Raw genomic sequence first — 17,179 nt, 5'->3', positions numbered from 1 at the left:
GGCCCAAGACGTGGCGCGGTTTGACAGGCCGGCCGCGGCTTCCTACGATTGTTCGTTCAATTCGTTCACGCTGGTCCCACCGATGCCCCGTCTGTCCCTCCTTCAGTGGTTTGTCTTCGCCGTCTTCCTGTTTTTCTATGGCTTCACGATCTTCGCGGCAACGCGGGATTATTATCTGCGCCAACTCGTTCGACCCATCGCCACCGCACCGGCCACGCACAGCGCCGCCCCATCACCTGGGGCATCAACACCACGACCACCGCAGAACGTCGCGCCTCAAGCCATCACTGAAACCAACCCGGCACTGCTCGCACAACAAGCCGATGAACTGTTCGTGCAACGCCGCTACAGCGAGGCCGTGCCCCTCTACCGCCGCTTGATCGAACTCGCTCCGGACCAGGTCGATGCCTACAATGATCTCGGGCTCGCCCTGCATTACCTCGGCGAGACCAACGCGGCGCTCACCCAGTTGCGTGCTGGCCAGGCGCAGGATCCGACGCATCAGCGGATCCTGCTGACACTCGGCTTCGTCAGCCTGCAGGCCGACGATGCCAGCGGGGCGCGCGCGGCACTCCAACAAGCACTCGATCTCGGCCCTGAAACCGCAATGGGCGAAGAGGCGCAACGGCTGCTCGACCTGATCCCGGCAGACTAGGTCCCGGCCCCTCAATTCCCGCAACCGCCGGCGCCCTCACCCTATGGACCGGTCAGCACCCACTGCACGGGCATCCCAGGTCGGGTGCTGACGGACCTGTTCAGGGGCGCCCACGCTCCAGGGCCACCTGGTCCGAACCATCACGACGCCAGGATGTGCCGATTCGAGCCTGACCTCAGCGGCGCTCGGCTAGGGCAACCGTGTAGTGCGCGCCTTGCTTGAGTTTGTCGTAATTCCCGAACACCTCGTTGAGATTGCGCTTCATGTATTGGCGCAGACCATTGATGGTGACCAGGTAGAGACGCCCACCCGGGCGCAGACGCGCATGGGCATCATGAAGGAGGATCGCCAACAACTCCTTGCCCACCTTCGCCGGCACATTGCTGGCGATGAGGTCGAAGCGCAGCGCGGGGTCGATGTGCGCGAAGCCATTGCTGAGCTGAGCACGGGCGTTTGGCACTCGATTCAAAGCGACGTTACGATTCGCGTACTCCACGGCCACGAAGTCCTTATCGACCATCAGGATCTGCCCGTCCGGCGCCCGCTTCGCAAGCGCCAAGCCAATGGCTCCATAGCCACATCCGAGATCGAGACAATCGGCATTCGTGTCAACCTCGAGATGCGCCAACAGCAAACGGGTCCCCTCGTCGATCTCGCGTGGCGAGAACAATCCCCAGGTGGAATGAAGCCTTAGGGAATGCCCTGCGAGTTCAGCCGAAAAGACGAGATCGCGGCGCAATCCATCGAGTTGTTCTGGTGTGAGCACGTTGGCGGTGACCTCGGCAAGATCCTGATCAGAACGAATTTCCTCAGCACCCACATGGGCGTTTCGGAATAGGGTTCGCGGACCGATACGCTACACTCTTGCCATGACAGACCCAAGTGGGAATCTTGAGATCCAGGTGAACCGCACCGCGGCAGGCGCGCAGTGTTGGATCCGCTCCACCCGGCCCGTGCACGCCGCGTCGGTCTTCATCGGCCGCACGGCGGCGGAGACCAGTGTGCGCTTACCCCGTCTCTTTTCGGTCTGCGCACGCGCACAAGCCGGTGCCTGCGCGGCGGCCTTGGAGCAAGCACGCGATTGCGTGGCGAGTCCCCTGACCCAGATCCGGCGCGAGCGGGCCATCGCCGTGGAACGTGGGCGCGAGCATCTCTGGCGCATCCTACTCGATTGGCCCGGGCTCCTCGGCACGGCGCCCGCGCGGCAGGACCTGCGATTGGTCATCAGCGAGACCACTCGCCTGCTCGCGGCCTTGGATGCCCAGGGCGACCTCTTCCATCCTGGCAGCGAGGCCCCGGCCGAGTTGGCGCGGCAGGCGGTCTTCGATGCCGCCGCCAGCGCGCTGGAGGCGCAGCTCACCCGGTCGCTGTTCGGCGTCGCACCCACGCGCTGGCTCGACGAGGTGATCGATGCCACCCGCTTCGAGCACTGGTGTCGCGTCACCGACGGGGTCGCCGCGCCCCTCCTGCGACACCTGATTGACGCGAACGAAGCCGGGCTTGGCCCCACCGATATCGCGGTGTTGCCCGACCTCCCTGACCGGACCCTGCTCGAGGCGCTCACGGGTCCCGGGGCCGCGCACTTTGTCGCGCGCCCAACCTGGCACGGCGTTGCCCGCGAAACCAGCCCTTATGCGCGCATGCGCGAACATCCGCTCATCGCGTCACTGCTCGGGCGCTTCGGATGCGGACTGCTGGTGCGGCTGACGGCGGCCTTGCTTGAGGTCGCGACCAGTTTCGTTGCGGGCACCGGCCCTGACCAGGCGCCCGCACCGCCACCGGCCCAGGTGAATCCTCCCGGGACAGGCGTGGGCATCGGGCGTACCCAAGCCGCGCGCGGCCTGCTCGTCCATCTCGCCCGCCTCGACCAGGACCGCATCAGTGATTACCGCATCCTCGCCCCCACAGAGTGGAACTTTCATCCCGAAGGCGTGGTTGCCGCGGCCCTGACCGCGCTCCCACCCGCGCCGGACGCCGCATGGCGTCGCCGCGCCGAACTCCTGATCACGGCAATCGACCCCTGCGTTGCCTTCAGGCTTCACCTAACTTAGTCTGCCGCATCAGCAACCCGGCCGATATCCCTGATTCGCGTTGAGGTCATCGCACATGTGTCTTGCCATCCCAGCCCGCATCACCGCTGTTCACAGCACGTCCGACACCGCGACCGTCGCCCTCGATGGGGTGAGCAAGGAGATTTCACTCGCCCTGGTCGAGGACGCCAAGGTCGGTGACTATGTTCTCGTCCATGTGGGCTATGCGCTCAACACGATCAGCGAGGAGGAGGCGGCTCGGACCCTGGCCATGATCGCCGAAATGGGCGCGCTGGCCAGCACCGACGACACGCCATGAAATTCATCGACGAGTTTCGCGATCAAACCCTCGCGCGTCGTCTCGCCGAGGCGATCGCCGCCGAGGCGCGACCGGAACGTGATTACCGCCTGATGGAATTCTGTGGCGGTCACACCCATGCCATCTATCGTTATGGCGTACAGCACCTGATGCCGCCGAACGTGCGGTTCATCCATGGCCCGGGCTGTCCCGTCTGCGTCCTGCCCATGTCACGCATCGATCAGGCGATCCTCCTGGCCACCCAGCATCAGGTGACACTCTGCACCTACGGTGATCTCATGCGAGTACCCGCCAGCGGGCGCCAAACCCTGCTCAAGGCGAAGGCGCGCGGTGCGGACATCCGCATGATCTACTCCACCCAGGATGCCCTGCGCATCGCGCGCGCCGCGCCGGAGCGGCAGGTCGTCTTCTTCGCCATCGGCTTCGAGACCACCACCCCGCCGACCGCGGTCGCCATCCTGACCGCCCGTCGCGAAGGACTGAAGAACGTCTCGGTCTTCTGCAACCATGTGCTGACCCCACCGGCGTTGGCAACGATCCTCGCCACGGCGGGTCCGGATGGCGTGCGGCTCGACGGTATCCTCGGCCCCTCCCACGTCAGTACCTTGATCGGCAGCCGACCCTACAACGTCGTCCCCGAGCGCTTTGGCATCCCGGTGGTGATCGCCGGGTTCGAACCGCTTGACGTCATGCAATCCACGCTCATGTTGATCCGCCAACTCAACAGCGGGCGCTGCGAGGTCGAGAACCAATACCGACGTGCCGTCACTGAGGACGGCAACCGCAAGGCCCAGGCACTCATGGCGGAGGTCTTCAAGGTCCGCGCCGACTTCGAATGGCGCGGCCTCGGCGTGCTGCCAGAGAGTGCCTTGACCCTCGCCGATGCTTACGCGGACCTGGACGCCGAACTCCGCTTCCCGGTCGAGGCGGCCCCCACCAAGGAGATCCGCGGCTGCGACTGTCCGTCGATTCTACGGGGCGTCAAAACACCGACCGACTGCAAACTCTTCGGCAACCCCTGCACGCCCGAGAATCCGATGGGCTCCTGCATGGTGTCCTCCGAAGGCGCATGCGCCGCCTACTGGAGCTATGGGCGGTTCCGCGAACCGAACGCCAGCCTCTCACGAACGGCCTGAATCAGGAGTCACCATGATCGCAGATCGGCGTTTCCCGGTTCGGCTCGACCTCGAGCGAGGCACCCTGGAACTGAGTCACGGCTCGGGCGGACGCGCCATGGCGCAGCTCATCAGCGAGCTCTTCCAGCGCCATCTCGACGACGAGCTGTTGCTACAGGGCAATGATCAGGCGCTCTTTCAACCGCCACCCGGACGCCTGGTGATGAGTACCGATGGGCATGTGATCTCGCCGCTGTTCTTTCCCGGCGGCGACATCGGCTCGCTCGCGGTCCACGGGACCGTCAACGATGTGGCCATGGCGGGTGCCCGCCCGCTCTATCTGGCCGTTGGCTTCATCCTCGAGGAAGGCTTTCCGCTCGCCGATCTCGCGCGCATCGTCGAAAGCCTCGCGCGGGCCGCGAAGGCGGCAGGCGTCGCGGTCGTCACCGGCGATACCAAGGTGGTCGAGCGCGGCAAGGGCGATGGCGTTTTCATCACCACCACCGGCATCGGCGTGGTTCCGGACGGGATCACGATTTCCGGTGACCAGGCCCGGCCCAACGATCGCATCTTGGTCAGCGGCTGGATCGGTGATCATGGCGTCGCCATTCTCTCCCAACGCGAGAACCTGGGTTTCGAAACCCAGATCCAATCCGACAGCGCCGCCTTGCACACCCTGGTCGCGAGCATGATCGCAACGGTCCCCGACCTCCACTGTCTGCGCGACCCGACCCGCGGAGGTCTCGCCACCACCCTCAATGAACTGGCGCACCAATCCGGTGTTGGCATGCAGATCCGCGAGACCGACATCCCGATTCGCTCCGAGGTCGCGGCCGCATGCGAACTTCTCGGCCTCGACCCGCTCTATGTAGCCAACGAAGGGAAGCTGGTCGCAATCTGCCCGCCCGAACAGGCCACCCGCCTCCTCGCCGCCATGCGTGCCCATCCGCTTGGCGTCGATGCCTCGATCATCGGTGAAGTCGTCGAGGATCCGCAGCATTTCGTGCAGATGGAAACCGGCTTCGGTGGCAGTCGGATCCTGGATTGGCTCGTCGGGGAGCAACTGCCGCGGATCTGTTGAGCGGACCCGCATCCGCGACCTCTTTATCATGGCGGAGGACTTCATGGCCGAGATACTCAGTTGGGTCGCCACACACCAGGGACTGATGCTGGCGTTAGCGGGACTGTCGGTGGTCATGTTCATCGGATCACTGCTCGCCCTGCCGCTCCTCCTCGCCCGCATCCCCGAGGACTACTTCCTCGATCCGCAACGTCATGCATCGCGGTTAAAACGTCACCACCCGGTGGTCTACATCATCATTCGCATCTTCAAGAACCTGCTCGGGTGGCTGCTGGTCTTCATGGGCTTCCTGATGTTGTTCCTCCCGGGGCAGGGAATCTTGACCATGCTCATGGGCCTCCTGCTCAGTGACTTCCCGGGGAAATTCGCCCTCGAACGCCGGCTCGCCAGCCAGCACCGCATTCTCTGCGCCATCAACTGGATTCGCCGCCGCGGCAATCATCCCCCCATCCTTGCGCCGCGCTGGCCCGAACCGCGGTCGCCATCCCCGCTCGTGGCCTCATCCACCCAGGGGCGGCGAATCTCGCAGCGCGCCCCCTGAGTGCCGTGCGAACATGCCCATTCCCAGTCGGCCCGCAGCGTCACTAGGCCGAGAATTTGTAGAGCACGTCCGTGATGCAGCCACGCCAGTAGGGCGCGCGCGCCTCGGGCAAGGACCAGGCAACCTCGCCCTGAACCGGGATGCGCATGCCACCGCGCTCCTTGTAGTTCGAGAACACCGCTTCCCACGGCGTTTGCACCATGGCCCCGTCCACGGCTCGATAGCGTCCGGTTGACTGCACGCGATGAATCAGCCCCGTCTCATCGAACAAAAACACCAGCGAGACACTCAAGTCCCCGTCGGCAAGGCTCGCGCGCGCCGAGGTGTCATCGATCGGCTCCCAGTGAACCCCCTGACTCGGCAGCAACGCGGTGGGGTAGAGTGGCGCCTCGGCGAGGAATCGCATCAGTTCGGCGTGCGTGAGCTCCATGCTGCTCGGCACCTTGACCACATCGAACAGACCCAGCAGCGATGCCTTGAGCACGCCCGTTCCCACGATATAGGCATCTTGCACGAACAGTTTGGCCGCCAATGTGAAGCGGATGCGCGCATCCCAGTGGAAGCCCGGAGGCTGGGTCACGACCGACTGCGTGGCGACGACTGGCGCCCAACGGGAGGTCTCGCGCCCCAGGTCGAATTCGCCCTCTTGCCGGAGCTCCGCCGCTGCGATCATGGGCTGGCCCTCGCGCAGCACAGCACGAAAATAGCGCTGAACCGGATCCGGTAGCGTATCGAGTTCCGTCGATTCATAAATGTTCGGAATGATGCGCCCACGGGCACCCTCGAGGCGTGCGCGCAGCACTGTGGTTCCGGCCTGCCAACGCGTGATGCCATAGAGCACGATGCTGATCGGGATGAAGAGCAGGACGAGCACCAAGAGTAGAACGAGGTTCAACCACATGTTCGCTTCTCGACAAGATTGTTCACCCCTGCCAGCCGATCGTGCCTGCGTTGACCTGACGCGGCCAGGTTGCAACCAGGCGTGCACGGCTCCCGTCACACTGGCGCGGGGGATGAGTCCAAGGGATGTCGATTATAGCTCGCTCAAGAGGTTGATTGGCAGGGATGCATTTCAAGTGGATGATGGACCGATGACCCTTGGCCCCATGTGCGCACCGAACGCACCCTCATGCCCGAAGCCCTCCTCGAGGCGGCCGCGGCCGATGATGACATCTGACGTCCAATCGATCTTCGGCTACCATCCTGGGAGGAGGCATCCGGACCGCATGGACATCCCATCGCGGATGCCGTGAGAGCGGATTCGATGGCCGCGCCAGCACCGGCATCAACAACGGGACCACTGAGGGCGCTGTCCCCAGGGGGTTGCAGTGAAACGATTCAAAAACATCCTCTTTGTCGTGGATCCACAGCGTGGCTGTCAGGCCGCGCTGGAACACGCCGTGGCCCTGGCCGAGAGCAACCACGCCCGGCTCACGCTCGCCGACGTCATCGTGCCAAACCGCCTGGCCCTGCTCACAAGTGGCGAGGCGAGCCCCATTCAGGCGCTGCAGGACGCCTTGATGACGAACCGTGCGGCCCGTCTGTCCGATATGGTTCGTTCGTTTCGCGATCGACTGCCGATCATGAGCCAGGTCCTGATTGGAACACCCTATCTCGAGATCGTCCGCGCGGTCCTGGCCCAAGAGCACGATCTGGTGATCCGTCCACCGGAGGACGTCACCTGGCTCGACACCATGTTGGGCAGCGACGACATGAATCTCCTGCGCCAATGCCCCTGCCCGGTGTGGCTAACCAAGTGTCATGCCGGGCGCTCGTTTCGCCGGATCCTCGCCGCGATCGATGTCACTGCCGCCGACGGCGGCGAGGACGAGACTCGACGCGAGTTGAATCGGCGGATTCTCGAATTGGCCGCCTCCTTGGCGTTCTCCGAGTCCGCTGAACTGCATGTGGCCTATGTCTGGGAGGCCCTGGGGGAGGAGCTGATGCGGGGCACCATGCTGAGCATCCCGGAGGAGCAGATCACGGCCTATGTCTCAAGCGTCCATGCGCGTTGCGCCCACGCCCTCGAGGCCCTGGTCACCGAGGTGCTCGGCGGACTGGGCGCGCCGCCCCCCGCCGAGCGCAAGCCCAAGCTGCATCTGCCACGGGGCGCGGCACGCAAGAAAATCCCCGCGCTCGCCGAGCGCTTAGGCGCCGATCTGATCGTCATGGGGACCTTAGCCCGCTGCGGCATTCCCGGTCTCATCATGGGCAACACCGCCGAAACCATCCTGCGACAGGTTGACTGCTCGGTGCTGGCCATCAAGCCGGTTGGGTTCACCTCATCGATCCAAGCATCCGCGTGACCCAGGCGGGCCGCGCCGGTTTGGCTTTCGGACCCCGAGCCGCTATCGTTCCGCACTCATGGACACACTCGCCCGCGTCACCTCTCTCAGCCGCCGCTTTGGTCATTATCAGGCCCTCCAGGGGCTCGCGCTGGAGCTGCGCCAAGGAGAGGTGCTTGGACTTTTGGGTCCGAACGGGGCGGGCAAGACCACCTGCCTGCGCCTCTTGAGCGGCACCCTCGCACCAAGCGCGGGACGCATCGAGATCCTTGGCATCGATCTGGCTCGCCGCCCGGTCGCGGCCAAGCGCCACCTCGGCTATCTCCCTGAGCGTCCGCCCCTCTTCGATGAATTGAAGGTGGACGAATACCTGCACCACTGCGCACGATTGCGCCGCATCCCGACCCGTGCGCGGGCCGCGGCGCTGACGCGCGCCAAGGGCTTGTGTGGGCTCGAGACCGTTGGGCGCACGCTGATCGCCAAGCTGTCGAAGGGATATCGCCAGCGTCTCGGTCTCGCCCAGGCCATTCTGCACGAACCCAGGATACTCATTCTGGACGAGCCGACAGATGGTCTGGATCCGGTGCAGATTCGTGAAGTGCGCACCCTGATTCGCGACCTTGCGCGCACCAGTGGCATCATCCTCTCCAGCCACATTCTCTCCGAGGTGCAAGCGATCTGCGATCGGGTGCTGGTCCTGCACCGTGGCCGCATGCTGTTCCAGGATCGCTTCGAACGCACCCGCCCGACCCAGGTGTGGCGGGTGCGGCTCGCGCCAATCATGACGCGGCAGGCTCTTGATCAGATCCACACATTGGAGCGACTCTACTGCGTCGAGGCCGCGGTCGCACTCGGCGAGGACCGCTATCGCCTCCTGCTCACACCACCGGCAACCTCAACCGATCTGGCCCGGCAGGCCCTTACCGCCGGCCTCGAACTGCGTGAACTGACCCCGGAACCGCATGACCTCGAACGGGTCTTCTTCGATCTCATCGGTGCGGGCGGGATGGGGAGCGCGCGATGATCGGCGTGATCGCTAGACGGGACATCCATGGCGCGCTTGTGACGCCACTGCCCTGGATTCTCTTCACGGGCGGCCAGGTGGTGCTGTCCTGGATCTTTCTGAATGTCGTCGATCAGTTCACTGGACTGGGTGTGGAGGAACGCAGCGCGAGCCTCAGCCTTGAACTGACGCTCAACCTCTTCGGCTTCGCGGCCATCGTGCAGATGCTGGCCGCACCGCTCTTGGCCATGCGGATGCTCAGTGGGGAATTTCGCGACGGCAGTTTTGCCCTGACCGCGGCCGCGCCAATCGGCGTGGGTTCGATCCTGATGGGGAAATTCCTGGCCCTTGCTGTCCTGCTCACACCATTGGCCCTGCTGCCCTTATTCAATCTTGCGTTGCTCCTCGGTGGCGCTGAGTTGGATCTCGGCCAGATCGCCGCGGCGACCTTTGGCCTCTGGTTGGTCGCGCTCCTGTTCGGCGCGATCGGGCTCTATGCCTCGAGCCTAACAACCCAGCCTGGCGCGGCCGTCCTGCTCGCCTTCGCGCTCCTCCTGACCTTGTCCGTGATCGGTCGGGTCGATGCCCTCCATGACCCGACACAGACCGGTCTGTCGCTCTTCGGCTGGCTCTCCTGGAACGAGCACCTTCTGTGGTTTCTGTTCGGGGCGGTGCGCGCAAGCGACTTGGTCTATCTCATGGGTCTGACTGGACTCTTTCTCGCCCTCGCCCACCGGCGGCTGGCCAATCGATTCCTGCAGTGAACCGCGTCCAACACACCCTCTTCGCCATTCTCGGCCGGCTCAATCGACCGCTCGCCGATGCCCTATTCGCCTTGTTGCTCTGCGCAATCCTAATCGCGGCCGGCTGGCTCACGGCGCGCCACGACCGCTATTGGGACTGGAGCAGCCAGCATGTGAATAGCCTCGGGCCAGAGAGCCTAGCGATCCTCGAGCAACTCGCGGATCCGCTACATGTGACGGTCTTCACGGAGCCGACGACGCCCTTGGCTCGAGGCATCGCGCAACTGCTGGAGCGCTATCGGCAGGTCCTGGGTGATCTCCGGGTCGAGTGGGTCGATCCGCAGCAGTTTCCGGAGCGCACGCGCGACGCCGGCGTGACCTTGGTGGGACAGGTCCTGCTCGACTATCGCGGGCGCCGCGAACGCCTTGAACAACTGAGCGAGCGTACGCTCAGCGCCGCGATCGCCAGACTCGCCAACCCACGCGCGTCCTGGGTCGGCGTGATCGAGGGACACGGTGAGCGCGCTATTCAGGGGGTGAGCGGCTATGATCTCGGACGCCTCGGTCAGGAACTGAACGAGCGCGGCATTCTTACCCGCCCGCTCGACCTCACCCTCGCCGAGGGGATTCCGCCCGAGACCCGCATCCTCATTCTTTCCATGCCGCGCATCGCCCTCTTCCCCGGCGTCGTCGAGCAACTCATCGGCTTCATTGAAGACGGCGGCAATCTGCTATGGCTGCTCGATCCCGGCCCGCTCAACGGTCTGGAGCCCCTGAGCACGCACCTCGGCCTGACCCCCCTGCCTGGTACGGTCGTCGATGCCGCGGCCGCCGGCCTCGGCGTGGCCACGCCCGCGGTCGCCGTGATCGCTCAGTATCCCGAACACCCACTCACTGTGGGCTTGGACATCCCGGCGCTCCTACCGGGTAGCCTTGCCTTCGAGACCAGTGCCACGCCGGGTTGGACACTCGAGACCTATCTCACAACCGGTGAGCGCAGTTGGAACGAGACCGGTCGACTCGATGGCCTGATCGAACGCGATGAAGTGATCGGCGAACGCGCCGGTCCGCTTCCGGTCGTGCTTGCCTTCAGCCGCCCCGTTCCCGCGGCGAGTCGCGAACAACGGTTGCTGATCGTGGGTGACGGCGATTTCGCGAGCAATGCCCAGATCGGCGCCTATGGCAACCTCGCCCTCGCCCTCGCCCTGCTCGCCTGGCTCAGCGAACCAGGCGATCTCACGGCCTTGCCCGCACACCCAGACCGGCCCACCGCCCTGGTGTTGAGCGAACGCCAACGCCTGTGGATCGGACTGGGGTCACTGGTGATCATGCCGGGGGCCTTGATGCTCATCGGCCTGGGCATCCGCTGGCTGCGCTGGAGCGCCAAATGAGCGGACGCTGGTTGCTCAATGTCCTGCTCCTTGGGGTTGTGGCCATGCTCGGGTGGACGATTCATCAAGAACTCGAACGCCCGCGGCGACCGCCGACCTTGATCGACACCGCGAGCGGACCGCCACTCTTGGTCGAAATTACCCGAGCGGGTGAACCAACGATTCGGCTCGAGCGCCAGGACGTGGGTTGGCGCCTGCGTGCGCCCTGGGATCTGGATGCGGACACCGAGCGGGTGCAAGCCCTGCTTGCGATCCGCGAGGCCCACCTGCTGCGCAGCCTGCCGGCGGACGCGGTCGTGTTGAGCGAACTTGGCCTCGACCCGGCCAACCTGCGACTCCGACTCGACACAACCGAGGTTGCCTTCGGCGGCCTCGATCCGATCGCGCAATGGCGTTACCTACGCAACGACGACTTGGTGCATCTCATCGAGGACCAGTTCCAACATCGCCTGATCGCGCCACCCATCGACTTCGTGGCCCGCACGGTCGCGCCCCGCCACCCGGTGATCGCCCACGCCACCCACGACGACGTGGCCCTGAACCTCGAGACCCTCGAACGCATCCAGATGCTGACGGCCGAACGGGTCGAACCCATGCTGGACACCAGCGCGGGATCGCGCCTGACACTCAGCGCGCTGGATGGCAGTCAGATCGAGTATCTGGTTTCACCCGACGGGCGTCGCTGGAGTCGGCCCGATCTGCGACTGACCTATGTGCTCACCGAGGCCATCGAGCTGGTCACCGATCCAGGGGCGCGCGCCCCAACCCCCTTGCCACGGCCATCGGACCCCACCGGAATCGCTGGCCAGGAACAGAGCGACCAGCGTTGGCCCGGCGTCGCACCCACCACGATGGACGCCGAGACGCACGACTGGGATGCCTGGTCACTGGAGCCATCGGACCCGGTTGATGCGGCCACGGGCCTGATGGACCCTGAGGCGCCGCTCTCCGGAGATCTTCCGCTCGGACCAGCGCCGGCCGTCCACCTGCGCCCCCACGAGCCAACGCCCGAGCCGATCGTTCGGCCTGACGCGTTCGGCTGGGAGGCGGATCACGACCCACCGCCCGGCTTCGGTCAAGACCCGTTCGCGCCCGCGCTCGAGCCCCCTGAGCAGGCCCACCCAACGCCGCGTTTTCCTGGCTCGCAAGACGATCCCTTCGCCAGTGATCAGCGCGTATTCGACCCCATCGAGTCATGGCCCGCTGGGATGGAAGTTGAATCAGACCCCTTCGCTCCCGCCCCAACCGATCGGGAGAACACGGCGCCCATCGCGCCTCAAGGTTTCGGCGAAGACCCCTTTGCCATCGACCCGGACCACCGCTGATGCCTGAACTCCCAGAGGTCGAGACGACCTTGCGCGGAATCCGCCCCCATCTCGAAGCCAAGCGAATCGAGCGGCTGATCGTCCGTGAACCGCGCCTGCGCCAGCCCATTGCACCCGAAACCCCCGAGCGGGTCGCCGGATGCACCATCCGGACCCTGAGCAGACGCAGCAAATATCTCTTGATCGAGCTCGACCGAGGCAGCCTGCTGATCCATCTGGGCATGTCCGGCAGCCTGCGGATCGTCACCGCGGACACCCCCGTGCGCAAACACGATCACCTCGATCTGGTGCTCGCCGACCAGCGGTGTCTGCGCTTTCATGATCCACGGCGTTTCGGTCTCTTTCTCTGGACCGATGACACGCCTGAGTGCGCGCTGCAGCGTCACCCCCTACTGCGTGGACTCGGCCTCGAACCCTTGAGTCCTGGGTTCGACGGTGAACACCTCCATCGCAGCGCACAGCAACGGCGCATCGCGGTGAAAAACTTCATCATGGACCCTCGCGTCGTCGTCGGGGTCGGCAACATCTACGCCAGCGAATCACTCTTTCTCGCCGGCATTCACCCCAACCGCGCCTGTCATCGGATCAGCCGGGAACGCTATCGCCGGCTTGCCGACACCATTCGCACGGTGCTCGAGGCCTCGATTATCCAGGGCGGGACCACACTGCGTGACTTCGTCCGCGAAGACGGGCACCCCGGCTATTTTGCGCGGTCGCTGCGGGTCTATGGACGCGCCGGCGAACCCTGCGGCGTGTGCGCAACGCCGCTGCGCCAGCAGCGCATCGGGCAACGTTCGAGCGTCTATTGTCCCCGCTGCCAGCACTGAAGCGATGCCATGGCGTTGTGACGAACCGCATGCTCCGCAGCGACGCGTGAACCACCCTGGGTGGCACCCACCAGGACGCGCCGCGGGCGACTTGGGACGATTTCCGACCATTTGAGCCATCGCAGTGACTGGCGGTAGGATGATCTTCAATGAATGCCGTTGAACTCTTCATCGCCGAGCACTGGCACATCGGTCTGCTCCTATCGCTGTTGCTCATGCTCTGGCGCGGAGGCAAGGGGATACTGCAGGGCCGCTGGCTGATGGCCCGTTTTCCGATCACCTTAGCCATCGTTGACCTGATCCTGCTCCCCGCGTTGGTCCTGATCGTCGGTATCCTGCTCAGGATCCTGTTGGCTCGGCTCGGTCTCGCCGAGGCGAACGCACGTCTGCAGATCGGGATCCTGGTCCTCACCTATCTGCTCGCGAGCTGGCTGATCGCCCGCTTAATCGAGGTGTTGATCGTCCGCAAAGCGGACACGGCACTGCCCGACCGGGTTCCAAAGCTCGCTCTCGGTTTGATCTATGGCACGCTGATGTTGATCGGCCTGGCCATTTTTCTGTGGCAAAGGGGCTATTCCTTCACCGGCATCTGGCTCTCAACCGGCGTGGCCGCGGCCGTGGTCGGACTCGCACTGCAACGCACATTGGGAGATCTCTTTTCAGGCATCGCCTTGGGGATTGAGCGTCCCTTCAAGATGGGCGACTGGATCGAACTGCGCGACGGGACGGTTGGACAGGTCATTGATCTCAACTGGCGCGCGACGCGCCTACGAGGCTGGGACAATGCCACCCATGTCATTCCCAACTCCAAGATGGCCGGCGAGCCGTTGAAGAATCTCCACGACGATCAACATCTGTTTGCGCCCTGGTATTTCGTGCAGATCCCAGCGGAAGTCGATCCGCGCTTCGCCACCGCCTTAATCCTCGAGGCCGCTCTGCGATGCGAGAACATCCTCAAATTTCCCAATCCCATCGTGCGCCTCGCCGATGCGACGACCCAACCCTATAAGTACATGGTGTGGGTGCATTTGAAGAATTATCCCGGGGTGTTCCGCGGCCGCGAGGAACTCTTTCGCGAGATCCATTGGGGGCTGAGTCGCGCAGGCATCAGCCTTGCTCCGGAGGTCCACGAGTGGCGAACCAGACGCGCGAGCACCGTTCAGGCCGAACCCCCAACCATCCTGCTCGCACTCAAGAGCCTCGATCTTGCCGGCCTCTTGACCCAGGATGAGTTGGAGCAGATCGCCTCACAAAGTGTCTATTCGCACGTCGACAGTGGACACGTCATCCTCGCCGAGGGGAGCCCCAGTGATGCCTTCTATGTGATCACGGGTGGACTGGTCGAAGCGGCGATCACCCTGCCCGACCGCAGCCGTAAGGTGACCGAGATCCTGGGTCCAGGGAATCATCTCGGCATCACCTCCATGCTGACCAATGAGCCCTCATTCCTCGAGCTGCGTGCCAAAAGCGACGTGACCTTGATTCGGATCGATCGCGACTGTTTACGCGCGCTCTTGGCCAAACGCCCGGATCTCGCCGAGCGTTTGGCGCGTATCGTCAAGGAGCGCATCGATGCCGCGGATGCCGCCCGCGCCGCGAGCCGGCAACCCGTCGGTCGGTTGAGCCTGCGTGATATCCGTCAGCGTATCGAACGCTTGCTCGGGCGCCAAGGATCGGTACGTTGAGGACTGATCCCGGCCAACGCCGCCGACATCCACTCAACGCACGGTTTGCAAAAAGTGCATGTGACGTTCGTACTGATCGAGGACATCGGTAATGATGTCCTGGGTACTCCAGCCCATCAGATCATAGTCCTGGCCGCCTTCGCGCAGATGGACCTCGGCGCGGAAGTATTGCAGCTCTCGGGCGCGACTCGCGCGCGTGTCACGCAGAATGAAGCTTGGTGCTTCATAAGGACGCGGTCGCACTGAATAGAAGAAATCGATTTCATCACCGTGTCGGATCTCCACCCAGACCCGTCCATCCTCACCCTCGCCGAACGCGGCGTCCAATGTCATCTTGTGCAATTCATCCACCACCTCAACGAGCGCGGACTTGACCGTTTCCTGAATGAAACGCAGGGTTTCCGTCTTCGTCGGCTGATGAATAATGGTCCGTAACCGACGGCGCCAGTTGACCAGCCCGCTGGACCCGAGCGTCAGGACCCGGGCCGACTGCAGACTCATGTGTTTGATCCCATCGAGCCGTAACGCACGCAAAAGGCCCCAGCACATCAGAATCATAACCACTGTGAACGGCAGGGCGCTCGCAATCGTGACGGTCTGCAGCGCGGCTAACCCTCCCGCAATCAGTAAGGCCGCCGCAATCACACCCTCGAGGACCGCCCAGAACACGCGCTGCCAGAGCGGTGACTCATCCTGTCCACCGGAGGTCAGAATATCGACCACCAAGGAACCGGAATCCGATGAGGTGACAAAGAAGGTGATCACCAGGAGGGTTGCGATCAGAGCCATCAGACTCGAAAAGGGCAGATACTCGAAGAACTGGAAAAGTGCAACGGCGGTATCCGCGGCAACCGCATCGGCAAGCTCGGTGATCCCCTGAATCAGAATCATATGGATGGCGGTATTTCCGAAGAATGTCATCCACATAAAGGTGAAACCAACCGGGACAAAGAGCACCCCGAATACGAACTCACGAATACTTCGCCCCCGGGAGACACGCGCGATGAACATCCCCACAAAGGGTGCCCACGCGATCCACCATCCCCAATAGAACAGGGTCCAGCCGCCAATCCAATCGGTTGGTTCATAGGCATAGAGATTGAATGTCATCTCGAACAGGTTCGAGAGATACATGCCGGTGTTTTGGACCAGTGTTTGCAGCAGAAAAACCGTTGGACCGGCAACGAGAACGAAAACCAACAAAACCACGGCTAGGATCATATTCAACTCTGAGATCCGCCGAATGCCATTATCCAGCCCCAGACCGACGGAGAGTGTCGCAATCGCCGTGATCCCAGTGATCAGGGCAACCTGCACCCCGATGGACACCGGAACATCGAACAGATAATTGATGCCGGCGTTGATTTGGATCACACCGAACCCGAGCGAGGTCGCCACGCCGAAGAGTGTTCCCAACACGGCGAAAATGTCCACGGCATGGCCGATCGGCCCATGGATGCGATCACCGATGAGGGGGTAGAGCGAAGAGCGAATCGTCAAAGGCAAATTGTGACGAAAGGCGAAATAGGCCAATGATAGGGCCACCACGGCATAGATGGCCCAGGCATGCACGCCCCAGTGGAAGAAGGTGATGCGCATCGCCTGACGTGCCGCCCCGGCGACCTCCGGGTCGCCCACGGGCGGTGAAACGAAGTGCATGACGGGTTCGGCCACGCCGAAGAACATGAGTCCGATCCCCATGCCCGCCGAGAACAGCATGGCAAACCATGAGCCATAGCTGTAATCGGGTTGACTGTGCTCGGGTCCGAGCTTGATCCGACCCAATCCCGAGAATGCCAAGGCCACGACGAAGACTAGGAAGCCCGCAACCGAGATGACATAGAACCAGCCCGCGGAATCGATCACCCAGTTTTGGATCGACCCGAACAAGGGCTCGGCGATCTCGGTGGCCAAGGCTGAAAACAGCACAAAGACCAAGGCCAGGACCGCTGAAATGATAAAGACGGGAGGATTCCACTGGATCCAGGAGGGCCGTGGCTCATCGGGACTCTCGGGACTCTTGTTCTCACTCATGTCGACACTCCGCACTAGCGAATGATCCGTCTGATTTCGACGCGTTGGTGATGTCGCCACCGATCCACCGGTGACTCGCAGGCGCTCGGACTCGGTCCATAAGCGTGGTCACGACACCACGCGTCTGGCTTGACCGAAACACCGG

Annotated in this window: 16 protein-coding genes; 13 read left to right on the top strand and 3 right to left on the bottom strand. The window is 63.6% G+C overall.

Annotated features, from left to right (window positions below; all coding sequences use genetic code 11):
• Window positions 1-82 precede the first annotated feature (82 nt).
• Window positions 83-655, top strand: a complete 573-nt coding sequence (locus tag CKO25_RS03045) for a tetratricopeptide repeat protein (protein WP_200386459.1) — start codon at window positions 83-85, stop codon at window positions 653-655.
• Window positions 656-830: 175 nt separating this feature from the next.
• Here CKO25_RS03045 and CKO25_RS03040 read toward each other — a convergent pair whose 3' ends face one another.
• Window positions 831-1,421: a methyltransferase gene (locus CKO25_RS03040; RefSeq protein WP_200386632.1), complete on the bottom strand. Its 591-nt coding sequence runs from the start codon at window positions 1,419-1,421 to the stop codon at window positions 831-833.
• A gap of 103 nt (window positions 1,422-1,524) precedes the next feature.
• On the opposite strand from CKO25_RS03040, the gene CKO25_RS03035 reads away from it, so the two are divergent.
• From CKO25_RS03035 to CKO25_RS03015, 5 genes are read left to right on the top strand one after another with little or no spacing between them, the layout of a single operon-like run.
• A complete protein-coding gene (locus tag CKO25_RS03035) occupies window positions 1,525-2,706 on the top strand; it encodes a nickel-dependent hydrogenase large subunit (RefSeq protein ID WP_200386458.1) in 1,182 nt (393 codons plus the stop codon).
• A gap of 55 nt (window positions 2,707-2,761) precedes the next feature.
• Complete coding sequence (locus CKO25_RS03030) at window positions 2,762-3,004, top strand: HypC/HybG/HupF family hydrogenase formation chaperone (protein ID WP_200386457.1); 243 nt, start codon at window positions 2,762-2,764, stop codon at window positions 3,002-3,004.
• A complete protein-coding gene (gene hypD, locus CKO25_RS03025) occupies window positions 3,001-4,140 on the top strand; it encodes a hydrogenase formation protein HypD (protein ID WP_200386456.1) in 1,140 nt (379 codons plus the stop codon). The genes CKO25_RS03030 and hypD overlap by 4 nt, the downstream gene beginning before the upstream one ends.
• 13 nt (window positions 4,141-4,153) lie before the next feature.
• Window positions 4,154-5,200, top strand: a complete 1,047-nt coding sequence (gene hypE / locus CKO25_RS03020; protein ID WP_200386455.1) for a hydrogenase expression/formation protein HypE — start codon at window positions 4,154-4,156, stop codon at window positions 5,198-5,200.
• A gap of 43 nt (window positions 5,201-5,243) precedes the next feature.
• On the top strand, window positions 5,244-5,741 hold the full coding sequence (locus tag CKO25_RS03015) for a PGPGW domain-containing protein (protein WP_200386454.1): 498 nt from the start codon (window positions 5,244-5,246) through the stop codon (window positions 5,739-5,741).
• 43 nt (window positions 5,742-5,784) lie between these two features.
• On the opposite strand, the gene CKO25_RS03010 is transcribed toward CKO25_RS03015, so the two are convergent.
• Window positions 5,785-6,642 (bottom strand): DUF6920 family protein, encoded by an 858-nt coding sequence (locus tag CKO25_RS03010; RefSeq protein ID WP_200386453.1) that lies wholly within the window; start codon window positions 6,640-6,642, stop codon window positions 5,785-5,787.
• Between the two features lie 427 nt (window positions 6,643-7,069).
• Here CKO25_RS03010 and CKO25_RS21775 point away from each other — a divergent pair, with 427 nt between their 5' ends.
• The 7 genes from CKO25_RS21775 to CKO25_RS02975 all read left to right on the top strand — a co-directional run bounded on the left by CKO25_RS21775 (window position 7,070) and on the right by CKO25_RS02975 (window position 15,000).
• The gene (locus tag CKO25_RS21775) at window positions 7,070-8,047 is read left to right on the top strand and encodes a universal stress protein (protein ID WP_200386452.1); all 978 of its coding nucleotides are present in this window, start codon (window positions 7,070-7,072) and stop codon (window positions 8,045-8,047) included.
• A gap of 58 nt (window positions 8,048-8,105) precedes the next feature.
• Window positions 8,106-9,050, top strand: coding sequence for an ABC transporter ATP-binding protein (locus tag CKO25_RS03000; protein ID WP_200386451.1), 945 nt, complete (start codon window positions 8,106-8,108; stop codon window positions 9,048-9,050).
• The gene (locus tag CKO25_RS02995) at window positions 9,047-9,793 is read left to right on the top strand and encodes an ABC transporter permease (protein ID WP_200386450.1); all 747 of its coding nucleotides are present in this window, start codon (window positions 9,047-9,049) and stop codon (window positions 9,791-9,793) included. Before CKO25_RS03000 ends, CKO25_RS02995 begins: the two co-directional genes overlap by 4 nt.
• Complete coding sequence (locus CKO25_RS02990) at window positions 9,790-11,163, top strand: Gldg family protein (protein ID WP_200386449.1); 1,374 nt, start codon at window positions 9,790-9,792, stop codon at window positions 11,161-11,163. The genes CKO25_RS02995 and CKO25_RS02990 overlap by 4 nt, the downstream gene beginning before the upstream one ends.
• Window positions 11,160-12,488 carry a hypothetical protein gene (locus tag CKO25_RS02985; protein ID WP_200386448.1) on the top strand — a complete coding sequence of 443 codons (1,329 nt, stop codon included), beginning with the start codon at window positions 11,160-11,162 and terminating at the stop codon, window positions 12,486-12,488. The genes CKO25_RS02990 and CKO25_RS02985 overlap by 4 nt, the downstream gene beginning before the upstream one ends.
• On the top strand, window positions 12,488-13,315 hold the full coding sequence (gene mutM / locus CKO25_RS02980) for a bifunctional DNA-formamidopyrimidine glycosylase/DNA-(apurinic or apyrimidinic site) lyase (RefSeq protein WP_200386447.1): 828 nt from the start codon (window positions 12,488-12,490) through the stop codon (window positions 13,313-13,315). Before CKO25_RS02985 ends, mutM begins: the two co-directional genes overlap by 1 nt.
• Before the next feature lie 149 nt (window positions 13,316-13,464).
• Window positions 13,465-15,000 carry a mechanosensitive ion channel family protein gene (locus tag CKO25_RS02975; protein ID WP_200386446.1) on the top strand — a complete coding sequence of 512 codons (1,536 nt, stop codon included), beginning with the start codon at window positions 13,465-13,467 and terminating at the stop codon, window positions 14,998-15,000.
• Between the two features lie 33 nt (window positions 15,001-15,033).
• On the opposite strand, the gene CKO25_RS02970 is transcribed toward CKO25_RS02975, so the two are convergent.
• The gene (locus CKO25_RS02970; RefSeq protein ID WP_200386445.1) at window positions 15,034-17,034 is read right to left on the bottom strand and encodes a BCCT family transporter; all 2,001 of its coding nucleotides are present in this window, start codon (window positions 17,032-17,034) and stop codon (window positions 15,034-15,036) included.
• Window positions 17,035-17,179: the final 145 nt, after the last annotated feature.

Source organism: Thiocapsa imhoffii, from assembly GCF_016583985.1.
Taxonomy (GTDB): domain Bacteria; phylum Pseudomonadota; class Gammaproteobacteria; order Chromatiales; family Chromatiaceae; genus Thiocapsa; species Thiocapsa imhoffii.
The sequence above is the reverse complement of the archived record's forward strand: the minus strand, read 5'-3'. Positions and strand labels throughout refer to the sequence as shown.

Coding starts and splice junctions, on each gene's coding strand:
- CKO25_RS03045 (WP_200386459.1), top strand. CDS start 83: ATGCCCCGTCTGTCCCTCCTTCAGTGGTTTGTCTTCGCCGTCTTCCTG.
- CKO25_RS03035 (WP_200386458.1), top strand. CDS start 1,525: ATGACAGACCCAAGTGGGAATCTTGAGATCCAGGTGAACCGCACCGCG.
- CKO25_RS02985 (WP_200386448.1), top strand. CDS start 11,160: ATGAGCGGACGCTGGTTGCTCAATGTCCTGCTCCTTGGGGTTGTGGCC.
- hypE (WP_200386455.1), top strand. CDS start 4,154: ATGATCGCAGATCGGCGTTTCCCGGTTCGGCTCGACCTCGAGCGAGGC.
- CKO25_RS02975 (WP_200386446.1), top strand. CDS start 13,465: ATGAATGCCGTTGAACTCTTCATCGCCGAGCACTGGCACATCGGTCTG.
- CKO25_RS02970 (WP_200386445.1), bottom strand. CDS start 17,034: ATGAGTGAGAACAAGAGTCCCGAGAGTCCCGATGAGCCACGGCCCTCC.
- CKO25_RS03000 (WP_200386451.1), top strand. CDS start 8,106: ATGGACACACTCGCCCGCGTCACCTCTCTCAGCCGCCGCTTTGGTCAT.
- mutM (WP_200386447.1), top strand. CDS start 12,488: ATGCCTGAACTCCCAGAGGTCGAGACGACCTTGCGCGGAATCCGCCCC.
- hypD (WP_200386456.1), top strand. CDS start 3,001: ATGAAATTCATCGACGAGTTTCGCGATCAAACCCTCGCGCGTCGTCTC.
- CKO25_RS02995 (WP_200386450.1), top strand. CDS start 9,047: ATGATCGGCGTGATCGCTAGACGGGACATCCATGGCGCGCTTGTGACG.
- CKO25_RS03010 (WP_200386453.1), bottom strand. CDS start 6,642: ATGTGGTTGAACCTCGTTCTACTCTTGGTGCTCGTCCTGCTCTTCATC.
- CKO25_RS03015 (WP_200386454.1), top strand. CDS start 5,244: ATGGCCGAGATACTCAGTTGGGTCGCCACACACCAGGGACTGATGCTG.
- CKO25_RS03030 (WP_200386457.1), top strand. CDS start 2,762: ATGTGTCTTGCCATCCCAGCCCGCATCACCGCTGTTCACAGCACGTCC.